This is a genomic window from Marinobacter fuscus (assembly GCF_003007675.1).
In the GTDB taxonomy this organism is placed as follows: Bacteria; Pseudomonadota; Gammaproteobacteria; order Pseudomonadales; family Oleiphilaceae; genus Marinobacter; species Marinobacter fuscus.
The window spans coordinates 45,734-65,928 of sequence record NZ_PXNP01000110.1 but is presented as its reverse complement, the minus strand read 5'-3'; the positions used below and the strand labels follow the sequence as shown (position 1 = coordinate 65,928).

The following is a 20,195-nucleotide window of genomic DNA, read 5'->3' as shown; positions in this document are numbered from 1 at the left end:
CGGCAGGGTGTGCCGGGGGGCAGGTTACTCGGCGTCCGGATCAGACAACGCTACATCCAGCGTCGGGCTGCTGCCCAAAGAGGCCTGAATCAGGGCTCCCAGGGTAGCGCCTGCTACCGGCGTGCCGTTATCGGTGCCCGGGATGCCCGCACCACGGATGGCTCCGACGGTTTGGCCGACCATGGAGATAAAGGCGGCTGTCGAGTTACAGGTGCCTTGCTTCTGGCGCGGAGAGACGATGGTGCCGTGGTTGGCGCCATTGCATGGGTCTGAACCGTCGAAGAAGCTGATCAGAGGTGTTGAGGCAGAGTTTGGCGAGCTGGTGTCCATTACGCCCACACCGTTACCGTCGGCAAGGGTGGTAGAGGCACCGGCAACGCCCAGGTCGATCAGCGCTGCCAGGGGCTCGGTGCCCGCCAGCGGTGCCGAGAAGGCCTGGCCCAGGGTGTTCACGTTCGCCTGGTTGGGGACAACACTATCGCCAACGACTTCCGTCAGCAGAATGTTGCTGGTGTTGGCGCCGAGCGATTTCGCAAAGGACACCGGGTCGCCACTGTCCACCACAGACTGGAACACGTAGAAGAAGCTCTCGAACGCTGCCGTGCCCTGGGTAACACCATTGGCTGCAAGGCCGCCCAACACCGGTGTTGAGAACGACGGCGAGTTTTCGATCAGGCGCGTAACCTGGGCACCGGCGTTGTGCAGGGTAACCGACTGCAGTGTCGGGTAGCCCAGTGCCGGGTTTACGGACTTCAACGTGCCATCAAGCGTGGCATTCAGCACCGGGTCATTGTTCAGAGCAGCGTAGGTGCTGCCAACAATACCGCCTAGGGAGTTGCCCACGAAGTGTACCGGCAGGCCCGCAAGATCCGGGGCCAGGTCGCCGTTGATGTCCATGGTCTGCAGGGTGGCGGTTACGTTCACCAGATCCACCACTGCCTGGCGCAGGTTGTCGGTGCTGCCCATCATGTTCAGCGGGTTGATGAACAGGCTGCCGGAAGACACATCGGTGAGTGCCTCGGCGGCCACAGGGTTGAGTGCGGCGTCTGCGGTGTAGTTAAAGTGGCGTTCCCCGGTGTAGCTGGCGTTCTTCATCAGGGTCAGCTGGCTGATCAGAGCCGCTGCGTTGGCATCACCGCCATTGGCGGCGGGCTGCAGAGCGTTGATGGTGCCATCGATTCTGGCACCAAGGGCGCTGGCATCCAGCGGAGACAGCCCGGGAATCTGCCCGACCGCACCGGGTGCGTCTTCATTGCCGCCCAGCCCGTGCAGGGGCAGGTCGATGGTAACCACCGCCTGACAGGCCTGGTTTGCCAGCAGGATCGACGGCAGCATCGCGGCACTGCGGTCTGTGGTGATGCCGTGCTGGAAAATGGTTGCGCCGACCGGAGCGGTGGAAGCGCCGCAGGCGGCAGGTTTATTTGCCGGATCCGGGAAGTAGATGGTGGTCGGAACCGTTACGAAGCCTTGCTGTTGCGGGAAGGGCATATAGCCATTCACGTTCAGCTGACCATCGAGATCCCGCAGCAGTTTGAACACTTCCTGGGAATCGGTGCCGGTGAGGCTCTTGTTGATGCTGGCTTCCATGGTGGTATTGCCGGTCCAGTAACCGTCTACCAGGCCACGGCCACCCTCACCCGGCAGGTGCTGGAAGTAGGGCAGGGTAATGGCGCCCTGCGACACTTTCACCTGCGTTGCAGCCTGGGCAATGGGGTTGGTTTCCAGATCCAGCGTTTGGATGGTTGCCAGCTCAGAGGCACTCTTGGTAGACAGAACGATGTTTGGCCGGGGTGACGGCAGGTGGATGGCGCCGGTTCTTACCGCATTGCCGATGGCCGCTTCAATGGCGTCGGGTTTGATCAGTGCCTGGGTCTGGCCAAGAGCGGTGATGGCTTTCAGTTCCTGGGCGCTGAGATCAGCCGGGTCAACCGTGGTGCCCAGGCCAGCGGCCAGTGCACTAAGCTCGGCCAGCTTGGCTGAGAGCTGAGAGAAGTTGAGTGTCGGGTAGTTGTCCCGAACCGCTTTGAGTGCGGCTGTAAAGCCAATCTTCTGGCCCAGATCTGTACCAAAGGCTGGCGGCGCCATCAGTGCTTTCAGCACGTTGGTATCGCGGTTGGTGGTGAAGGTATAGGCCAGTGCGGATTGCGGGGTTTTTTCCGGAATCAGCTGTGCCAGAGCGCCGTTGGCAAGGGCATTGGAGGTTTGCAGCAATCCTTGTACGCTCGCCAGAGCCGGGTTTGCCAGAACGCCGTTAGCCAGCGCCAAATCATCGGTGGAGCGGGCAATCGGCTTACCATTGGCGCCAACCACGTCGTTGGTGATCACCACCAGATACTTGCGACCTTCAGGCAGAGGCTCCAGAGGCACCACGCGGATTGCGTTGTTCGAGCCGCTGTCTACGCTCTCAACGTCTGCGCGGAACTTCAGCTGGCTGAAGGTAGCCAGATCGAACGGGCTGGCGGCATTGATGTTCGTCGGGTTGGTATTAGGCAGTGCACCGGGCGCGCCTTCAACCTGGTCTTTCACGTTCAGCGGCAGCAGGAAAACCGTTGCGTTGGCAGCCACAGATTGCGGGTTCAGTTCACCATCAAATTTGATAGTGAAGGCACCGGAGGTAGAAAAGCCCGACAGCCGGTTTACGGCATCGTCGGCAGGAGTTGTGCCACTACTCAGGCCGGTAAAGTCGTAGTTCGGGCCCTGGGTGGCACCCAGCAACAGAAGCAGGTCCGAGTTAATGGGGAACTCGGCGTTTTGCGAGATGGGGTTCGGGTTATAAATCGGGCGCACAATGGAGCGATCAACGGTGGTGTCGGTAATCGGATAATCCGGATTCGCATTGGCCCCGGTCGACCCACTGTCAAAACAGCCCGTCAACCCAAGGGAAGAAGCCACGGCAAGACTTATCAGAGTTTTCTTGAACATGGGTGGAACCTTTTCCTGTTGTTGTGTCGTTATATCCGGCGCTGGCGGAACCGGTCAGGCGCCGGCTTCCGCAAATTGCCTGGTCTGAATTATTGGTTGTCTGAAATTGTAGCCAGCACGGAAAGCCAATTTCCATAAATCTGACTATAGCGACAGACTGGCCAGTGTTGATCAGCCAAAAGTGTGATTCTGTCTTTCTGTTATACCCCTCGCAAGGCTGGAACAGCTGGCAGGCTGCACAAGCCCGTGTGCCTGTAAAATAGTTGTAGAAGAAGCATTTGTCGAGCATTGAGCCCCGGCTGTTGGCTGTGGTGAGGCACTCTATACGTCTGGCGTCCTGCCGGTTGACGTGTGGCAGCAAGGTGCGACCCCGAAGGTCGGTGCCTTTTGTCGCATCTCTCGTAGCGCGGATTTTCTGGTAAACTAGCGCCCCTTGAATGAACACCACACCCCATAATCAGAAACCTGATGAGGCGATAATGACCACCGTAATCCGCCAGGAAGACCTGATCGAAAGCGTAGCCGATGCGCTGCAGTTTATTTCCTACTACCACCCGAAGGATTTTATTCAGGCTGTTTACCAGGCCTATCAGCGGGAAGAGTCCCAGGCGGCCAAAGACGCCATGGCGCAGATTTTGATCAACTCGCGCATGTGTGCCCAGGGGCACCGGCCGATCTGTCAGGACACCGGCATTGTTACGGTATTCGTGAACATCGGGATGGATGTGAAGTTCGAATGCGATCAGCCGCTGGACGACGTGATCAACGAAGGTGTGCGCCGGGCCTACACCCATGCAGACAACGTGCTGCGGGCCTCGGTACTGGCCGACCCGGACGGTAAGCGCCAGAACACCAAGGACAACACACCCGCCATTATTCATTACAAGATGGTGCCGGGTAATACCGTGGAAGTTCACGTGGCGGCAAAAGGCGGCGGTTCCGAGGCCAAATCCAAGTTTGCCATGCTGAACCCGTCCGACTCTGTGGTGGACTGGGTGCTGAAGATGGTGCCGCAAATGGGCGCGGGCTGGTGCCCGCCGGGCATGCTGGGCATTGGTATTGGTGGTACCGCGGAGAAAGCGATGGAGCTGGCCAAGGAATCACTGCTCGATCCCATCGACATCCACGATCTGCAGGCCCGTGGTGCCTCTAACCGTGCGGAAGAGCTGCGCCTGGAGCTGTTCGAGAAGGTGAACGAACTGGGGATTGGTGCCCAGGGCCTGGGTGGCCTGACCACAGTGCTGGACGTGAAAGTGAAGGATTACCCCACCCACGCGGCCAACAAGCCGGTGGCGATTATTCCGAACTGCGCGGCTACCCGCCACGCACACTTCACGCTCGACGGCACTGGCCCGTCGCTGCAAACGCCGCCGAGCCTGGAAGACTGGCCGGAAATCACCTGGGAAGTGGGTGAGAACGTGCGCCGGGTAAACCTCGACACGGTCACGCCGGAAGACGTGAAAGACTGGCAGCCGGGCGAGACCGTTCTGCTGTCCGGCAAGATGCTGACCGGCCGTGATGCGGCCCACAAGAAGATGGTGGATATGATCGAGCGCGGCGAAGAGCTGCCGGTGGATCTGAAAGGCCGCTTCATTTATTACGTGGGCCCGGTGGATCCGGTAGGTGAAGAAGTGGTTGGCCCCGCTGGCCCCACTACCGCCACCCGTATGGACAAGTTCACCGACACCATGCTGGAAAAAACCGGTTTGACTGGCATGATCGGCAAAGCCGAGCGGGGCCAGGTGGCCATCGACGCCATCAAGAAGCACGGCGCGGTGTATCTGATGGCCGTGGGTGGCGCTGCTTATCTGGTGTCCAAGGCAATCAAAGGGGCGGAAGTCGTAGCCTTTGAAGAGCTGGGCATGGAAGCCATCTACGAGTTCGAGGTGGAAGACATGCCGGTAACCGTAGCGGTGGATTCCCGCGGCAGTTCCGTACACCAGACCGGCCCGGTTGAGTGGCACGACAAGATTATTGCGGCGAAAGCGGTGTAATCGGTCAGACTTGCAGTCTCAGTGCGGCCCCGGGCTTCCGGCTCAGGGCCGCCACTGAAAGACCTTCATGCTTACCCTTCCTTTATACACTTCCACCCCTTCCAGCCTCAGCTTCTCGGTTTGAAGCTGGCAGGTTTCGGTGCCTTCGGGAAAGGCAATCTGGCCGTTGCTCCGGATCACCCGGTGCCAGGGGATGTTGTGGCCGGATGGCAGCTTGCCCAGGGCCCGGCCAACAAAGCGCGCCTGGCGGCCAAGGCCAGCCATAGCGGCTACCTGGCCGTAGCTGGCCACCTTTCCCTCGGGAATGGCGGCCACTACCTGCCAGATTTTCTGCTCTTTTGTCGGTTCCTGTTCGAACTCGTCCATTCAGAGCTCCGGAATTGGCCGGATTACAGGCGCAGGGCGCCATCCACTTCGATCATGCGGCCAGAGAGGTAGTCGTTCTCGCAGATAAAGGCCACGGCTGAGGCAATTTCTTCCGGCTTGCCCATGCGCTTGAGCGGGATGCCTGCGGTCATCTTTTCCAGGGCTTCCGGTTTCATGGAAGCGGTCATTTCGGTTTCGATAAAGCCCGGGGCAATGCCCATGCAACGAATGCCATGCTTGGCCAGCTCTTTCGCCCACACCGGCACCAGGGCCGAAACGCCCGCTTTGGCTGCTGAGTAGTTGCTCTGGCCCATGTTGCCGGCACGGGAAATCGAGGCGATGTTGATGATCACGCCCTGGTCGCCGTTCTCGATCATGCGGGTGGCGGCTTCACGGCCGCACAGGAACACGCCGGTCAGGTTGACGTCGATCACCGACTGCCACTGGCTCAGCTCCATGCGTTTTTGCAGTTGTCCATCCTTGAACTTCACCATCAGGCCGTCACGCAGAATGCCCGCGTTGTTCACCAGGCCGTTCAGCTGGCCAAAATCCTGAATGATGCTCTTGAAGGTGGCCTCAACGTCTTCTTCTTTGGCCACGTTGCACACGTAAATGCCTGCGTCGCCACCCGCCTTTTTACAGGCTTCAGCGGTTTCCGCGAGCTTGTCTTCCATCAGGTCGATCAGAGCCAGGCGTGCGCCTTTGGCGGCCAGGTACTCGGCCATGGCGCGGCCAAGGCCCTGGCCGCCGCCGGTGATTGCAATCACAGAATCTTGAAGTTTCATGGTTTGCCCTTAATAACAACGTAGTGGCGTGAATGATGATCTGTGTGCCGTTCGCGCCGATGCTCGGTGTTGGCGCGGGGAACTGTCGGCAGTTCTCTCGGTGTTGTATTGAATCGGCGCGAAGTATACCGAGCTTGTTGAACATTCATCCACTTCTACGAGGCGTTCATGCCGGTTTTTTTCTTTCTTTTTATTGTGATGCCCATCGCTGAGCTGGCGGTGCTCATTCAGGTGGGCAGTGTGATCGGTGTGCTCAATACCGTTGCACTGGTGTTTCTGACAGCGGTCGTGGGTGCCTGGTTGTTGCGTCAACAAGGCCTGGCAACGCTGTTGCGGGCCAACGAGCGGCTGAACAGTGGTGAGCTGCCTGCGAAGGAAGTGGCGGAAGGCTTAATTCTGGCGGTAGGTGGTGCCATGTTGCTGACCCCCGGTTTTATCACCGACACCTTCGGTTTTCTGTGCCTGTTGCCGGGTACGCGCCACTGGCTGGCGGCGCAGGCCTTGAAGCGCATGACGGTGGCCGGCCAAAGCCGGAGTTTTTTCTTTCGGGCTGGCGGTTCAGGGCCGTTCGGGCCAGGTAACCCGGGGGCTCGTGGGCCCTTCGGTGCAGGCGGTGACGGTGACATCATCGAGGGTGAATATCAGGATCAGACTCGCCGCGACCGGGGCCAGATAGGTAACGCGAACCCTGATTCCGAAACGCACGAAAAAAAGTGAAAATTTTTCGTGGCTGGGTGTTGAAAAGATTTTCCTCAGCCCCATTAACGAATCACAGATTTGCTTCTGGCTGAAAATCGCTGTCTATCAGATGGTTGGATGCCGGGCAATTTGTCGGGCCCAGAGCGGGTCAGGCATTTTTTAACATGCAATTGTCATTGCCACATTAATCTGACTATTGGAGAAACCGAGCAATGAAAATTCGTCCGCTACACGATCGTGTTGTCGTACGCCGTAAGGAAGAAGAAGAGAAGACCGCTGGCGGTATCGTTCTGCCGGGCAACGCCAAAGAGAAGCCGTCTCAGGGCGAGGTTCTGGCGGTCGGTAACGGTCGCATTCTCGAGAATGGCGAAACCCGTGCGCTGGCCGTCAAGGTTGGTGACACCGTGGTTTTCGGCCAGTACGCCGGTAACACCGTAAAGATCGACGGTGAAGAGCTGCTCATCATGAGCGAAAGCGACATCTACGGCGTGCTCGAGTGATCCCAGGCGGTAAACACGAACGCTCATTAACCCGATGGATTCAATTTTCGGTTTAACGAACAGGAATAAAAGACATGGCAGCAAAAGACGTTAAATTTGGTGACAGCGCCCGCAAGCGCATGGTGACAGGCGTTAACATCCTGGCCGACGCAGTCAAGGTAACCCTGGGCCCGAAAGGTCGTAACGTGGTTCTGGAGAAGTCCTTCGGCGCTCCCACCGTAACCAAAGACGGTGTATCCGTGGCCAAGGAAATCGAGCTGAAAGACAAGTTCGAGAACATGGGCGCGCAGATGGTTAAGGAAGTTGCTTCCCAGGCCAACGAAACCGCCGGTGATGGTACCACCACCGCAACCGTTCTGGCTCAGTCCATCGTAAACGAGGGCATCAAGGCCGTTACTGCTGGCATGAACCCGATGGATCTGAAGCGCGGCATCGACAAGGCAACAGCCGAAGCCGTCAAGGCGATTCGTGAAATGGCCAAGCCCTGCGACGACAGCCGCAACATCGCTCAGGTTGGTACTATTTCTGCCAACGGCGACGAGACCATTGGCAAGCTGATTGCCGACGCCATGGAGCGTGTTGGTCAGGAAGGCGTGATCACCGTAGAGGAAGGTCGTGGCCTGGAAGACGAGCTGGAAGTGGTTGAAGGTATGCAGTTCGACCGCGGCTACCTGAGCCCGTACTTCATCAACAATCAAGACAACATGTCTGCAGAGTTGGACGATCCGTTCATCCTGCTGGTAGACAAGAAGATCTCCAACATCCGCGAACTGCTGCCGGTGCTGGAAGCCGTAGCGAAAGCCGGCAAGCCGCTGCAGATCATCGCTGAAGATATCGAAGGCGAAGCTCTGGCCACGCTGGTTGTGAACAACATGCGCGGCATCGTCAAGGTTAACGCTGTAAAAGCGCCTGGCTTTGGTGATCGTCGTAAGGAAATGCTGCAGGACATCGCCATTCTGACCGGCGGTACTGTGATTTCCGAAGAGGTTGGCCTGACTCTGGAGAACACCACTCTGGACGACCTGGGTACAGCCAAGCGTGTGAACGTAACCAAGGAAAACACCACCATTATTGATGGTGCCGGTGCGCAGGCGGATATCGAAGCCCGTGTTGAGCAGGTTCGCAAGCAGATCGAAGACAGCACGTCTGACTACGATAAAGAGAAGCTGCAGGAGCGTGTGGCCAAGCTGGCTGGCGGCGTTGCCGTTATCAAGGTTGGTGCCGGTTCTGAAGTGGAAATGAAAGAGAAGAAGGCCCGCGTTGAAGATGCGCTGCACTCTACCCGCGCCGCGGTTGAAGAGGGCATTGTACCGGGTGGCGGCGTTACTCTGATCCGCGCTCTAGCGGCCCTGGATAACGTAGATGCCATCAACGACGAGCAGGTAGCCGGTGTGAACATTCTGCGCCGCGCCATGGAAGCTCCGCTGCGTCAGATCGTGGCCAACGCCGGTGGCGAGTCCTCCGTTGTCGTTGCCAAGGTTCGCGAAGGCGAAGGTTCTTTCGGCTTCAACGCAGCCACTGAGCAGTACGGCGATATGCTGGAAATGGGTATCCTGGATCCTGCCAAGGTCACCCGTTCTTCCCTGCAGGCGGCCGCCTCTGTGGCGTCTCTGATCATCACCACCGAGGCGATGGTTGCAGACGAGCCGGACGACGAGAAAGCTGGCGGTATGCCAGACATGGGTGGAATGGGCGGTATGGGAGGCATGGGTGGCATGATGTAATGCCAACCTGATCTCCGCCAGAATCCGGTTGTCGGAATCTGGCCCGATCGACCCTTGAAAACCCCGCGCTGGTTCACACTGGCGCGGGGTTTTCTGTTTTTTTGTCATGAACTTGGCCCAAGGCTTTGTTAGACTCGGCTACCGGTTTTCTCAATGTGCCCTTCATAATGACTGAGTCTCGCAACAAACCTTTTTTCGGCCCAGGCAAAGTGATTTTGCTGTTGCTGCTTGGGCTACTGGTTTATGGCGTGACCCTGCTTGCCCTGGTGCCTGCGGGCTGGCTCTGGCAACAGGCCTCCGGGCATGTGCAGCTGCTACCGCAGGTGCGGATTCAACAGGTTTCTGGTCGGTTGTGGCGTGGTGCAGCGGGCGCCATGGTGGCGGGGTTTCCGGTTCGGCTGCAATGGCAGATGGGCTGGCCTTCGGTGTCGTCGCTGAATCTGCCGATTGAATTTTCGGTCACCTCGGCTGAATCCCGGGTTGATGGCCAGGCCTCGGTGGGCTGGCCGGATCGAGTTCGTCTGCAGGCGAAAGGGCTGGTCACCGTTGCAGAATTCGAGCCGCTGATTCGCCAGAGCGGTGGCGCCATGATCGAAGGCACCGTTGCTATTGATCGCATTGAGGTGGCGGTTGCCGATGGTCAGTTGCAGCAGGCCGATGGTTTTGGCCGCTGGGATGGTGGGCAGGTGAGCTGGCCTATGGGCAATCAGACCGGCCAGGCCCGGTTTCCGCCCATGCAGGCGAACCTTGAAACCACCGGTGGCGGCGTTGCCTTGTCGGTCTCCGAGCAGGGCGGCGATGGCCCCGCAGCCGATGCCAACATTCTGTGGAACGGCATGATGGAACTTCGGGTATACAAACGCATGGTGGATCTGGCCGGGCAACCCTGGTCGGATTCTGCGCAGCCCGGTGATGTTGTATTTCGGGTCCGGCAGCCGTTGCTGCCGGGAGGGCGCTGACTATGGCAGGGCTTTCAGTGGCCGCTCAAAGTCGCCTGTCAAAGGTATTGGCGAACCTCCTGCTGATCGCGCTGGTGCTTTATCTGGCGGCCGAGCTTGCCCGGATAACCTGGCTATTGGCCTGGGACGAGCGCCCGGTGCCCCGTATCTATCAGTCGGCGGCAGCCGATCCGGGCCGATCCGGTGCCGTGTCTGCTGCACCGATTGCCGGCTACGAGTTTTTTGGCAGGCCAGACACTCAGGGTGGTGTTGCCGAGGTGGTTCGCCGTTCAGCGCCGGAAACCGGCCTGCGTTTGAGGCTTGAGGGCGTATTGGTAGGACAGCGGCCGGAAGACTCTGGTGCTATAGTTGCCGGGAGTAACGGTGAAACCGAGTATTACCGGGTGGGAGACAGTCTGCCGGGGGATGCAGAGCTGGCAGAAGTGGAGGCCGGTCGGGTTTTGCTGCGAAGGGGCGGGCGTTACGAATCCCTCACGTTCGAAGAGGCGGCCAGCTTTGAGGGCGTGGTTGCGCAAGAGAGCATACCACCGGCTGGGTCACCGGATGCCTACCTTGAAAATGCCAGGCAACAGCTGGAAAACCAGGGAGCCGCTGCGCTTGCAGCGTATGGGCTAAAGCCGACTGACGATCAGAACGGTTATGTTTACGACGGCTCCAGCCCCATGCTGAACGCGGTGAATCTGCGCCCGGGAGACGTGATCACGGCACTGAACGGCCAGCGTCTGGGGAACCTGGAGCAGGACAAAGGCCTGCTGGACAGTTGGCGCAATCAGCCCCGGCTAGACATAGAAATTGAACGTGACGGAACTCTGCTGACCGTCAGTTATGCCATACCCGAGCAGTGGCGCTGACCGAGAGCTCAATAACAGGACGATATCGCCAGATGTATAATCACAAGATCAATCTTTACCGCGCCCTTCTGCTGGTACTGCTGTTGCCATTAATGTCTGCGGTGCAGGCTCAGGAGGAAACCTGGCGGCTGAACCTGAAGGATGCAGACATCCGGGCCTTTGTTACCCAGGTGGCCGACATTACCGGATACAGCTTTGTGGTGGATCCCAGGGTCAAGGGCAAGGTAACGGTGCTGTCCAGTGCGCCGATGAACAAGCACGAAATCTATGATCTGTTTCTGGCCGTGCTCAACGTGCATGGTTTTACCGCCATTCCCGGTGAAGAAGTCATCAAGATTGTGCAGCAGGTGGATGCCAAACAGTCGGCAGAAAGCCTCGACCGGTTTCCGACCACACCTTCTGAGCAGCTGATTACCCGCGTTATCCAGATCAACAACGCCAATGCTCTGGAGTTGGTGCCTATTCTACGGCCGCTGGTGGCCAAGTATGGCCACCTGGCGGGCGTGGCGGCGGCCAATGCCCTGATTGTCAGTGATCACGCATCCAACGTGGCCCGTATAGAGCAGATTGTCCGCGAACTGGACAGCCCCTCCAAATACGAGGTGGAAGTTATTCAGCTCGACGAGGCTTGGGTTGGCGACATGGTAACCCTGTTGCAGGAGTTGGCGCCGGAAGAGCTTGGTCGTGCAGGTGACAATAACGCGGCCCGCAAATACAGCGTTACCGCTGATGAGCGCAGTAACCGGCTGATTCTCCGGGGTGATCAGAGCTTCCGGGACAAGATGCGGGGCCTTATCCGCAAGCTGGATCAGCCCTCTGCCAGTGGCGGCACTACCAAAGTCATTCGTCTGAAGCATGCCGATGCCAAGTCCCTGTCGGAAATTCTCAAAGGGGTGATGGGCGAAGTTGTGAAGGAGAGCGGTGCAGGGGCCAAGGCTGGGGGCGGCGTTGCCGGTAACCCCAACAGTAATTTTTCAGTGTTTGCCGATGAGGGGCTTAATGCCCTGGTTGTCCGGGGCGATCCCTCGCTGATGCAGGAAGCCGAGCTGATTGTAAGCCAACTGGATGTTCGCCGTGCCCAGGTGATGATCGAGGCGGCCATTGTTGAAATCAGCGATGAGCTTGGTGACCAGCTTGGCGTGCAGGTTGCTGCCGGCGATGAGTCCTCCGGTTCATTCCCCGTGATTGGCACCAACCTGACCAGTGGCCAGGGCATGGTTGGCCTGAACTCGGTTATTTCAGCCCTGGTAGGGGATACCCTGCCGCAGCTGGCGGGCGGCATCACGGCCGGTGTGGGTGAGCGCAATGAGAACGGCGTTACCTGGGGCTTGTTGATTCAGGCGCTGTCGTCTTCGGCCGCGGCCAACCTGTTGTCGACTCCCAGCATTATTACTCTGGATAACCAGGAATCCGAGATTATCGTAGGCCAGAACGTACCGTTCCGCACCGGCCAGGCAACGGTGACCGGTGACGGCACCACCAACCCGTTCACCACCATCGAGCGCCGCGATGTGGGCCTGTCTTTGAAGGTAACGCCGACCATCAGTGCCGACGGACTGGTGCGCCTGGTGGTGGAGCAGACCACCGAAGACATTTCCACCACCGCCGTAGCCAATGCGTCGGACCTGATCACCAACAAGCGTGAGATCAAAACCACGGTTCTGGCCGATGATGGCGAAACCGTGGTACTGGGCGGCCTGATCAAAGACGACTACCAGGTAAGCAAGAGCAAAGTACCGCTGCTGGGCGACATACCCCTGCTCGGGCGCCTGTTTTCTTCAGAGTCTGAAACCCGCGTAAAACGGAACCTGCTGGTATTCCTGCGCCCCACCATCATGCTGGGCAAAGCCGACGCTGCGGTAGCAACCAAAGAGAAATTCAACCGCCTGTGGGAAGTAAACCTCAAAGTTCGTGAAAAGCTCGGCCTGCCAGCCGAAGAAACCAGCCCCAGCGTAGACATGCTATTCGAAGGCCGCCGCCAGTAACCCCCTTTGCAGCCAATGCCTGAGACGGGGTCTGGCGCTCGCTATCGACGGGGTCTGACACTTGCTGTCAGACCCCACAGCCCGACAGCGGCGGCATCGGGCAGTCCAGTTGGTCTGCCACCAGGCGCATCAGTTCGTACTCTTTGGTATCTACCTGGCCATCGTGGCTTACGCAATGGCCACAGGCGTCGATAATGGCGGGCTTGAGTAGCGGTGACAGGCGGCTCAGAAGCTGCAGCGCGCTTTTCAGTTTCTGCATGGAAACCTTGTGCGGCATCGAGGAGAGGTCGGCCTTGTTCGCAAAACCAGACATCGCTTCCTGATAAAGCTTTAATGCCTCCTGCGGGTCCCGGCTACCTGCCCGTGCGAACAAACTCAGCAACAGCTGAATGGCCGGGACAACCTGCCGGTAACTCCGGTATTTCACCGGCACATTCTGCCCGGCACCGGCACCCAGGTGGCGCCAGAGAAAGGTAGTGAGCGCCAGTTCAAACAGGCTGATTCGCCGGTCTGCGGCCGCAAGTTTCTCAACATTGTCGATCAACCCCTGGCGCTCTTCAGGATCCAGCTTCCTGAGCGCAGGCATAGCAAGCTCGAGAACCGGAAATCTTGCCGGCTCCCCCAGTTGCGACAGGGTAGGCAGCAGCTTATCAAGCAGATCGGCCTGGGCGCCAAGTACCGGGTGGCTGGCTACCAGCGCCAGGGTCTTTTCCTGCTCAGCGGCGGTGAGTTGATAGACCAGCAGACCATAGCAAAGCTGAATAGCGCCAGCCCGGGTATACAGTAGCCCCCGGAACGTAGCAGGCAATCGGCCCAGCAGGTCACTGGCAAACTGCTCGCCTTGTGCCGTCACCGTGCCCACGCGGCTGGACAGCGTTTCTGCTGTGACTCTCGGCTCGCTGGCCACAGAGCGGGCGATGGGCGAAGAACGCCCGCCTGCGGTACCTTTGGCAGGTTCTACAAACTGGTTGACCAGGTCTCCAAGGGGCATGGCCTTGTCCCCTGCAGGGGCCTGGCGAATGGTCGATGACGGCTGGGTATCACGAACCCGGCTGCGCAATCGTGCCAGTAGGCCCGGCTGTATCGCATTGATTCTTTCGTTAACCGGTGGGTGAGAGGCCAGCAGCGAACTGAACTTCATTCGCGCCGCCTCGCCAAAACACATATGGTTCATATCGCTGGCGTGGCCGGTGGTATCCAGATAGCCGCCCTTGAGCCCGATCTTGAACAGAGCGCCACCGATGCCCTCGGGGTTCCGGGTAAATTGCACCGATGACGCATCGGCCAGCATCTCCCGCTGCCGCGAAACCGCCGCCTGAATCAACCGCCCGAAAAACACGCCAACATAGCCGATAATCAGCAGCGCCAGCCCAACCAGCCCCAGTGCCACCTGCGCCCGGTCATCTTTGCTGCTGCGGTAGCGGCGACGGGAAAAACCGGACTGAAGTAGAAACTGGCCGACTTGGCCAATCATCAGAATACCCGCCAACAGAGCGATCAGGCGCACGTTAATGCGCATATCGCCATTGAGAATGTGGCTGAACTCATGGCCAACCACACCCTGAAGTTCATCGCGGGTGAGCTGGGTGAGAGCCCCGTGGGTAACAACCATCACCGCCTCGCCCGGTGTGTACCCGGCAACAAAGGCATTGATGCTGGATTCCTGCTCCATCACGTACAGGTCTGGAACAGGCACGCCGCTGGCAATGGCCATTTCCTCGACAATATTGCGCAGCTTGCGTTCCTCGGGGTCCCGGGTATCCGGGTCTATCGGGCGGGCACCCACCATTTTGGCAACCCGGGTGCCGCCTCGGGCAAGGTCTGCCCAGCGGACCAGAGAGCCTGTGCCAACCAGCGCCACAACCGCACCGGCGGTCATCAGCCCGTGGCTGGACAGTAGCCATTCGTGAAAGGGCAGGGCAGAGGTCTGGCTGCGGGTAACCAGGTAGCCCACCAGGCAAACCGCCAGGGTGATCAGCGACACCGCTGTCAGAAACAGAACGATCAGCAGGCCGGTATTGCGCCTGGCACTGGCCTGGCGCTGGAAGAAGCTACCGCTTGCCATGGGTCAGTCCTCAGAAGCTGACTTTCGGTGCCTGGCGGGCTTCCGGTGACTCAAGCTGGAGCTGGGCCGTTTCCTTGAAGGCAAACATACCGGCAATCACATTGTTGGGGAATTTCTCGCGGAAGATGTTGTAGTTCATCACGCCGTCGTTGTAGGCCTGGCGGGCAAAAGCGACGCGGTTTTCTGTGCTGGAGAGTTCTTCCATCACCTGCTGGATGGTCTCGTTCGCTTTCAGTTCCGGATAGTTTTCGGCTACGGCATAGAAGTTTGCGAGGGCTTTGGTCAGAAGATTCTCGGCGCTACCCAGCCGTTGGATTTTGGTGCTGTCACCAGGGTCCCGGGAGGCGTCTTTCTGGGCGCTGACAGCGTTGTTGCGGGCTTCCATTACCTGTGTCAGCGTGGATTTTTCGTGCTCCAGATAGGCTTTGGCAGATTCCACAAGGTTTGGGATCAGGTCGTGCCTGCGCTGCAGTTGCACATCAATCTGGGCAAAGCCGTTCTTGAACTGGTTTCTGAGGGAGACCAGCTGGTTATAGATAAACACCAGATACAGTACGACAACTGCAATGACTGCAAGACCGATGACCGTGGTTGTCATGATGACTCCTCAGGGCTGAACGTTAGCTGTTATTTTCCACGATCTGGGCGTGGAAGGTCTGTACGAATGTCTCAAAATCCCTTGGCAGCAGGGGTTTCGAGAACAGATAGCCCTGGGCTACCTTGCAGCCCCGCTGGCTCAAGTAATATTCCTGTTCAGGTGTCTCTACGCCTTCAGCCACGACGGTCAGGTTGAGGCTGCGGCCAAGATCAATAATGGTGTTGGCAATCCGGGTGTCTTCCTCATTAATCAGCAGGTCCTGGATGAACTGCTTGTCAATCTTGAGGTGCTGCACCGGCATCTTTTTGAGATAGGTCAGCGACGAATAGCCGGTACCAAAATCGTCTACCGCAATGCTGATGCCCGCCCGATGCAGGCGATGCAGCTTGCCAACGGCGTCTGTCAGGTTGGTCATGAAACTGGTTTCTGTTACTTCCAGCTCAAGACGGCCCGCCGGTATCTTGTGGCGTTTCAGCGTGTCGAGGACGTCATCGACAATGGATTCCTGGCGCAGCTGCACAGCTGAAAGGTTTACCGCTACTCGCAGAGGCATGCCTTCCCGTGCCCAAGTGGCGGCTTGCCAGCAGGCTTGCTCCAGTACCCATTGGCCAATGGGAACGATGGCACCACTGGCCTCGGCCACCGGAATGAAAATATCCGGTGGGATCAGCCCGTGTTCGGAATGCTGCCAGCGCAGCAGGGCCTCGGCTCCCACCACCCGCCGTGTCTCCAGGCTGATCTGGGGCTGGTATACCAGATGAAACTCATGCCGGGACAACGCCTGGCTCAGGTCTTTTTCCATTTGCCGGCGCTCACGGATCTGCCGGTCGATGCTCGCCACATAGAACTGGAAATGGTTCTGGCCAGACTGCTTGGCCAGAGCCATGGTTTGCTCGGCGCTCTGCAAAAAGCGGTCGGCCTGGTCGGCGTCGGATGGATAAAGCGCCACGCCCAGGGTAGCTGTCATCGAAACCCGGTGGTTGCCGGCGGAAATGGGCGTGTTCACTGTGGCCAGAATTTTTTCGGCGGTTTCGGCGGCCTGAAAGCCATCACGCACAGATTTTTCCAGAATAACGAACTGATCTCCGGCCAGCCTGGCGATCCGGAACCGGGCAGGCGACAGATTGGATGCAAGCCGGGCGGCTACCGTTTTCAGAAAGGTGTCGCCGGTACGGAAGCCGCATTGCTCGTTGACGGATTTGAAATCGTCGATTCCGCAGACAATCAGGGCCAGGGAGGTTTTTTGGCTCTGCGCCACCAGAATCGCCTCTTGCAACTCCTCCATAAAGGCGTCGCGGCCGGGCAGGCCGGTTAGCTGGTCGTAGCGGGCCAGGTGATGGGCTCTGTCTTCAGCTTCCCTGTGCTTCTGCTGGCTCTCGGCAATGGCTACCAGCAGATTGTTGGTGGCGTTCACCCAAAGCCCCAGTTCATCGTTGTGATGCCCTGCAGGCAGGCTGACCAAGCGGTCGTCCGGATGCTCCGGGTCGACTTTCTTGACCGACCGTACGATTTTTAACAAAGGCCGGGTCAGTAGCAGGTGAAACACGAAAAACAACACCGCGCCAAGAATCATCGCCAGCGCAATTCCCGAGCCAAACGTGACCATGGCGCGGGTCAGCCAGCTGCTGGCCAGCGAGGCGGTATCGTACTGAAGATAGAGGTGGCCGTAGACAATTTCCGGATTCAGACTGCTGTTAAGGCTTGCCTGAAAGCTTCTGGTCTCTTGAAAAATCAGATCGGTAACAGCCCTTAACGGTTGCCGGGTCAGTGGCCGGGATCTGCTGGCGAGTGCTTCGCCATCGGCGTGACTGATAACGGCTTCGTTGATGGGTTCCAGTGCGAACAGGCCATCCACTACCTGCTGGCCGAGAATGCTGTCCAGGCTGAAGACTGCCTGGGTGGCTGAGTCCTGCACCATGGCGATGGCTTGGGCCGCCTCACGCTCAAGATTATTCGATACCCGGCGGGCATCGAGCACAACCTGTACGGTGCTCACCAGTGTGCCGCTGATCAACGCAATCAGCAGTACCCACCGGAGAATCCGGTAACCGAGGCGATTATCTACATTGAAAGCATTAGGCATTCGTTGAAATCGGCTCATCGCGTTGACTGATACTGCGGCCCGCAGCGAAAAGGGCGCGTGCCTGGCATCCCGTAGTATGGGACAGATTGTTTACAGAGTCATTCAGTATGACTCAATCCTACACAGATTCATCGGTCGCTCTGTTTCGGTTTGTTGCAAGAGCCGGTTATTCAGATACAAAAACGCCCACGCGGCGGGCCGGGCGGGCGTTTTTTTTAATCATATGGCCTCAGGCCACATGCTCGGGTGCCGGATCAGGCCAGGTTTTCGTTCACGAAATCCCAGTTGACCAGGTTCCAGAAAGCCTCCAGGTAGTTCGGGCGGCTGTTCCGGTAGTCGATGTAGTAGGCATGCTCCCATACGTCGACGGTCAGAACCGGTTTGTCGGCGCCGGTCAGCGGCGTTTCTGCATTGCTGGTGTTGGCGATGGCAACCGTGCCGTCCGCTTTTTTCACCAGCCAGGTCCAGCCGGAACCGAAGTTGTTGGCGGCCTTGTCGTTGAATTCTTTTTTGAAGGCATCGAAAGAGCCGAAGGCCTTTTCAATGGCTTCTTTGGCTGCGCCGGTCGGCTCGCCACCGCCGTTCGGGCTCAGGCAGTGCCAGTAGAAGGTGTGGTTCCACACCTGGGCGGCGTTGTTGAACAGCGGGCCGCTGGCGCTCTTGATGATGTCTTCCAGAGACTTGCCGGCGTTATCGGTGCCGTCAACCAGGCCGTTCAGCTTGGTTACGTAGGTCTGGTGGTGTTTGCCGTAGTGATATTCCAGGGTTTCCTGGGAAATGTGCGGCTCCAGTGCGTTTTTTTCGTACGGCAGTGCGGGAAGTTCAAATGCCATGAGGTCGTTCTCCCTTTGTTCTCTCTGTTTATGTGGATTGATACTCTCGCAATATAAGGTCGCTTTGAGTTAAATCAACCCCTTGTCGTTAACGAGCTTGTAAACTCAGGGCTGCCGGGCAGGAATTGAACGCAGTTGCGCACCCGCCAGACCAGCTCTTCGTAGCTGTCTGCCAGGATATTGATATGCCCGAGTTTGCGGCCCCGGCGTTCGCCTTTGTTGTAAAGGTGAACATGAGCGTACGGCAGTTCCAGGATACGTTCAATGTCACCATGCTCGCCGATGATGTTAATCATGCAGCTGACGCCCCGGGCTTCCGTGCTGCCAAGCGCATGGCCACTGACCGCCCGGATGTGATTCTCGAACTGGCTGGTCATGGCACCTTCAATGCTCCAGTGCCCCGAATTATGCACCCGGGGCGCCATTTCATTGGCCACCAGGCTACCTTCGGTTTCAAACAGCTCAAGGGTAAGAACGCCGACATAATTCAGTTCGTTGAGCAGCGCCTTGATGTGTGTCTCGGCCTCCTTCTGAACATCGGGTGCAAGCCCTGGTGCAGGTGCAATGGAGTAGCGCAGAATGCCTTCATGATGGGTGTTTTCGGCCATCGGGTAGAAGGCAACATGGCCGTCTTCGCCTCGCACGGCGATAATCGAAACTTCCCGTTTGAAATTTACAAACTTCTCTACAATTAAACGGGGGTGGCCAATAGACGCCCAGGCCTGTTCTGCCTCGGCCGGGTCTTTCAATACCGCCTGGCCCTTGCCGTCGTAACCTTCGGTGTTGGACTTGGCCACAACCGGGCAGCCAAGCTCTTCGGCGGCTGCCTTCAGGCTTTTGGCGCTGTCGGCTATGCGCCACTCGGCGGTGGGAATGCCCAGCTGACCGAACAGGGTTTTTTCCGCTTCCCGGTTCTGGCAAACCTGCAGGGCTCTCGGGCAGGGGTGTACCGGCTTGTGCTGTGCCAGTTTTTCTGCCACTTCCACCGGAAGGTGTTCGAATTCATAAGTAACACGATCAACCCGCGACAGAAAGTCTTCAAGGTAGCTTCCGTCGCGATCCACAATCACTTCGCCCAGGCCCACGCTCGGGCTGCCGGAGAGGTCGTAGAAGACGAATTCTTTGGCGAGGGGGTAACCGGCGAGGGCGAGCATGCGCCCGAGTTGTCCGGCTCCGAGTACACCAATCCGCATTCGGGTTCTCCTGTGTCTGGCTTGGTTGTCCGGAGCAGCACGGCAAACGCTGCTCCCGTGTGGTTTGCGGGTTTACGGAACCCTGGGGTCAGGATTGTCCAGCACTGTCTGGGTCTGGCTTTGTCGGAACTCTTCCACGGCCTTGCGAACCTTGTCATCGAAAGTGCCGACAATCTGCGCCGCCAGCAAACCTGCGTTGGTGGCGCCCGCCTTGCCAATGGCCAGGGTGCCCACGGCGATACCGCCTGGCATCTGTGCGATAGACAGCAGGGAATCCAGGCCGTTCAGCGCTTTCGACTGCACCGGCACGCCTAGAACCGGCAGCGGTGTTTGAGAGGCCACCATTCCCGGCAGATGCGCAGCACCGCCAGCACCGCCGATGATCACCTTCAGGCCACGGTCGGCGGCTGATTTGGCGTAGTCGAAAAGCAAGTCTGGCGTGCGGTGGGCAGAGACAACCCGGGTTTCGTAGGGCACACCGAGTTTATCGAGCATATCGGCGGCGTGTTCCATGGTGGGCCAGTCAGATTTCGAGCCCATGATGAGTCCAACAAGCGGCTGCATAAGCAACAGTCCTGTGTTAATTGGAAAGCGCGCCATTGTAGGGTCTGGGCCGGTACCATGCAATACGGGCGGGC

Annotated in this window: 16 protein-coding genes; 7 read left to right on the top strand and 9 right to left on the bottom strand. The window is 58.5% G+C overall.

Annotated elements, in window-relative coordinates; translation table 11 throughout:
• Positions 1-24: 24 nt before the first annotated feature.
• Entirely contained in the window at positions 25-2,922 is a 2,898-nt protein-coding gene (locus C7H09_RS18755) for an MECDP-synthase (RefSeq protein ID WP_106765583.1), read from the bottom strand.
• A 479-nt stretch (positions 2,923-3,401) separates the two neighbouring features.
• Between C7H09_RS18755 and C7H09_RS18750 the strand changes: the two genes are divergently transcribed.
• Positions 3,402-4,916, top strand: coding sequence for a fumarate hydratase (locus C7H09_RS18750; protein WP_106765582.1), 1,515 nt, complete (start codon positions 3,402-3,404; stop codon positions 4,914-4,916).
• Positions 4,917-4,958: 42 nt separating this feature from the next.
• Here C7H09_RS18750 and C7H09_RS18745 read toward each other — a convergent pair whose 3' ends face one another.
• Together C7H09_RS18745 and C7H09_RS18740 are read right to left on the bottom strand one after the other, a co-directional pair.
• Positions 4,959-5,282 (bottom strand): MGMT family protein, encoded by a 324-nt coding sequence (locus C7H09_RS18745; RefSeq protein WP_106765581.1) that lies wholly within the window; start codon positions 5,280-5,282, stop codon positions 4,959-4,961.
• Between the two features lie 23 nt (positions 5,283-5,305).
• Positions 5,306-6,067, bottom strand: a complete 762-nt coding sequence (locus C7H09_RS18740; protein WP_106765580.1) for an SDR family oxidoreductase — start codon at positions 6,065-6,067, stop codon at positions 5,306-5,308.
• A 168-nt stretch (positions 6,068-6,235) separates the two neighbouring features.
• Here C7H09_RS18740 and C7H09_RS18735 point away from each other — a divergent pair, with 168 nt between their 5' ends.
• The 6 genes from C7H09_RS18735 (at position 6,236) to gspD (ending at position 12,785) form a co-directional block, all read left to right on the top strand.
• On the top strand, positions 6,236-6,784 hold the full coding sequence (locus tag C7H09_RS18735; protein WP_106765579.1) for an FxsA family protein: 549 nt from the start codon (positions 6,236-6,238) through the stop codon (positions 6,782-6,784).
• 194 nt (positions 6,785-6,978) lie between these two features.
• On the top strand, positions 6,979-7,266 hold the full coding sequence (groES, locus tag C7H09_RS18730) for a co-chaperone GroES (protein WP_106765578.1): 288 nt from the start codon (positions 6,979-6,981) through the stop codon (positions 7,264-7,266).
• A 74-nt stretch (positions 7,267-7,340) separates the two neighbouring features.
• The gene (gene groL, locus C7H09_RS18725) at positions 7,341-8,990 is read left to right on the top strand and encodes a chaperonin GroEL (RefSeq protein ID WP_106765577.1); all 1,650 of its coding nucleotides are present in this window, start codon (positions 7,341-7,343) and stop codon (positions 8,988-8,990) included.
• A gap of 167 nt (positions 8,991-9,157) precedes the next feature.
• Positions 9,158-9,949 (top strand): type II secretion system protein N, encoded by a 792-nt coding sequence (gene gspN, locus C7H09_RS18720; protein WP_106765576.1) that lies wholly within the window; start codon positions 9,158-9,160, stop codon positions 9,947-9,949.
• Positions 9,950-9,951: 2 nt separating this feature from the next.
• Positions 9,952-10,800, top strand: a complete 849-nt coding sequence (locus tag C7H09_RS18715; protein ID WP_106765575.1) for a type II secretion system protein N — start codon at positions 9,952-9,954, stop codon at positions 10,798-10,800.
• A gap of 32 nt (positions 10,801-10,832) precedes the next feature.
• Positions 10,833-12,785, top strand: a complete 1,953-nt coding sequence (gene gspD / locus C7H09_RS18710) for a type II secretion system secretin GspD (protein ID WP_106765574.1) — start codon at positions 10,833-10,835, stop codon at positions 12,783-12,785.
• 67 nt (positions 12,786-12,852) lie between these two features.
• Here gspD and C7H09_RS18705 read toward each other — a convergent pair whose 3' ends face one another.
• From C7H09_RS18705 to purE, 6 genes are all read right to left on the bottom strand, one after another.
• Positions 12,853-14,850 (bottom strand): M48 family metallopeptidase, encoded by a 1,998-nt coding sequence (locus tag C7H09_RS18705; protein WP_106765573.1) that lies wholly within the window; start codon positions 14,848-14,850, stop codon positions 12,853-12,855.
• A 10-nt stretch (positions 14,851-14,860) separates the two neighbouring features.
• Positions 14,861-15,448: a LemA family protein gene (locus C7H09_RS18700; protein WP_106765572.1), complete on the bottom strand. Its 588-nt coding sequence runs from the start codon at positions 15,446-15,448 to the stop codon at positions 14,861-14,863.
• A 22-nt stretch (positions 15,449-15,470) separates the two neighbouring features.
• Positions 15,471-17,531 carry a putative bifunctional diguanylate cyclase/phosphodiesterase gene (locus C7H09_RS18695; RefSeq protein ID WP_106765571.1) on the bottom strand — a complete coding sequence of 687 codons (2,061 nt, stop codon included), beginning with the start codon at positions 17,529-17,531 and terminating at the stop codon, positions 15,471-15,473.
• 254 nt (positions 17,532-17,785) lie between these two features.
• Positions 17,786-18,364: a superoxide dismutase [Fe] gene (gene sodB / locus C7H09_RS18690; protein WP_106765570.1), complete on the bottom strand. Its 579-nt coding sequence runs from the start codon at positions 18,362-18,364 to the stop codon at positions 17,786-17,788.
• Between the two features lie 74 nt (positions 18,365-18,438).
• Positions 18,439-19,557, bottom strand: coding sequence for a 5-(carboxyamino)imidazole ribonucleotide synthase (locus C7H09_RS18685; protein WP_106765569.1), 1,119 nt, complete (start codon positions 19,555-19,557; stop codon positions 18,439-18,441).
• Between the two features lie 72 nt (positions 19,558-19,629).
• The gene (gene purE, locus C7H09_RS18680) at positions 19,630-20,121 is read right to left on the bottom strand and encodes a 5-(carboxyamino)imidazole ribonucleotide mutase (protein ID WP_106765568.1); all 492 of its coding nucleotides are present in this window, start codon (positions 20,119-20,121) and stop codon (positions 19,630-19,632) included.
• Positions 20,122-20,195: the final 74 nt, after the last annotated feature.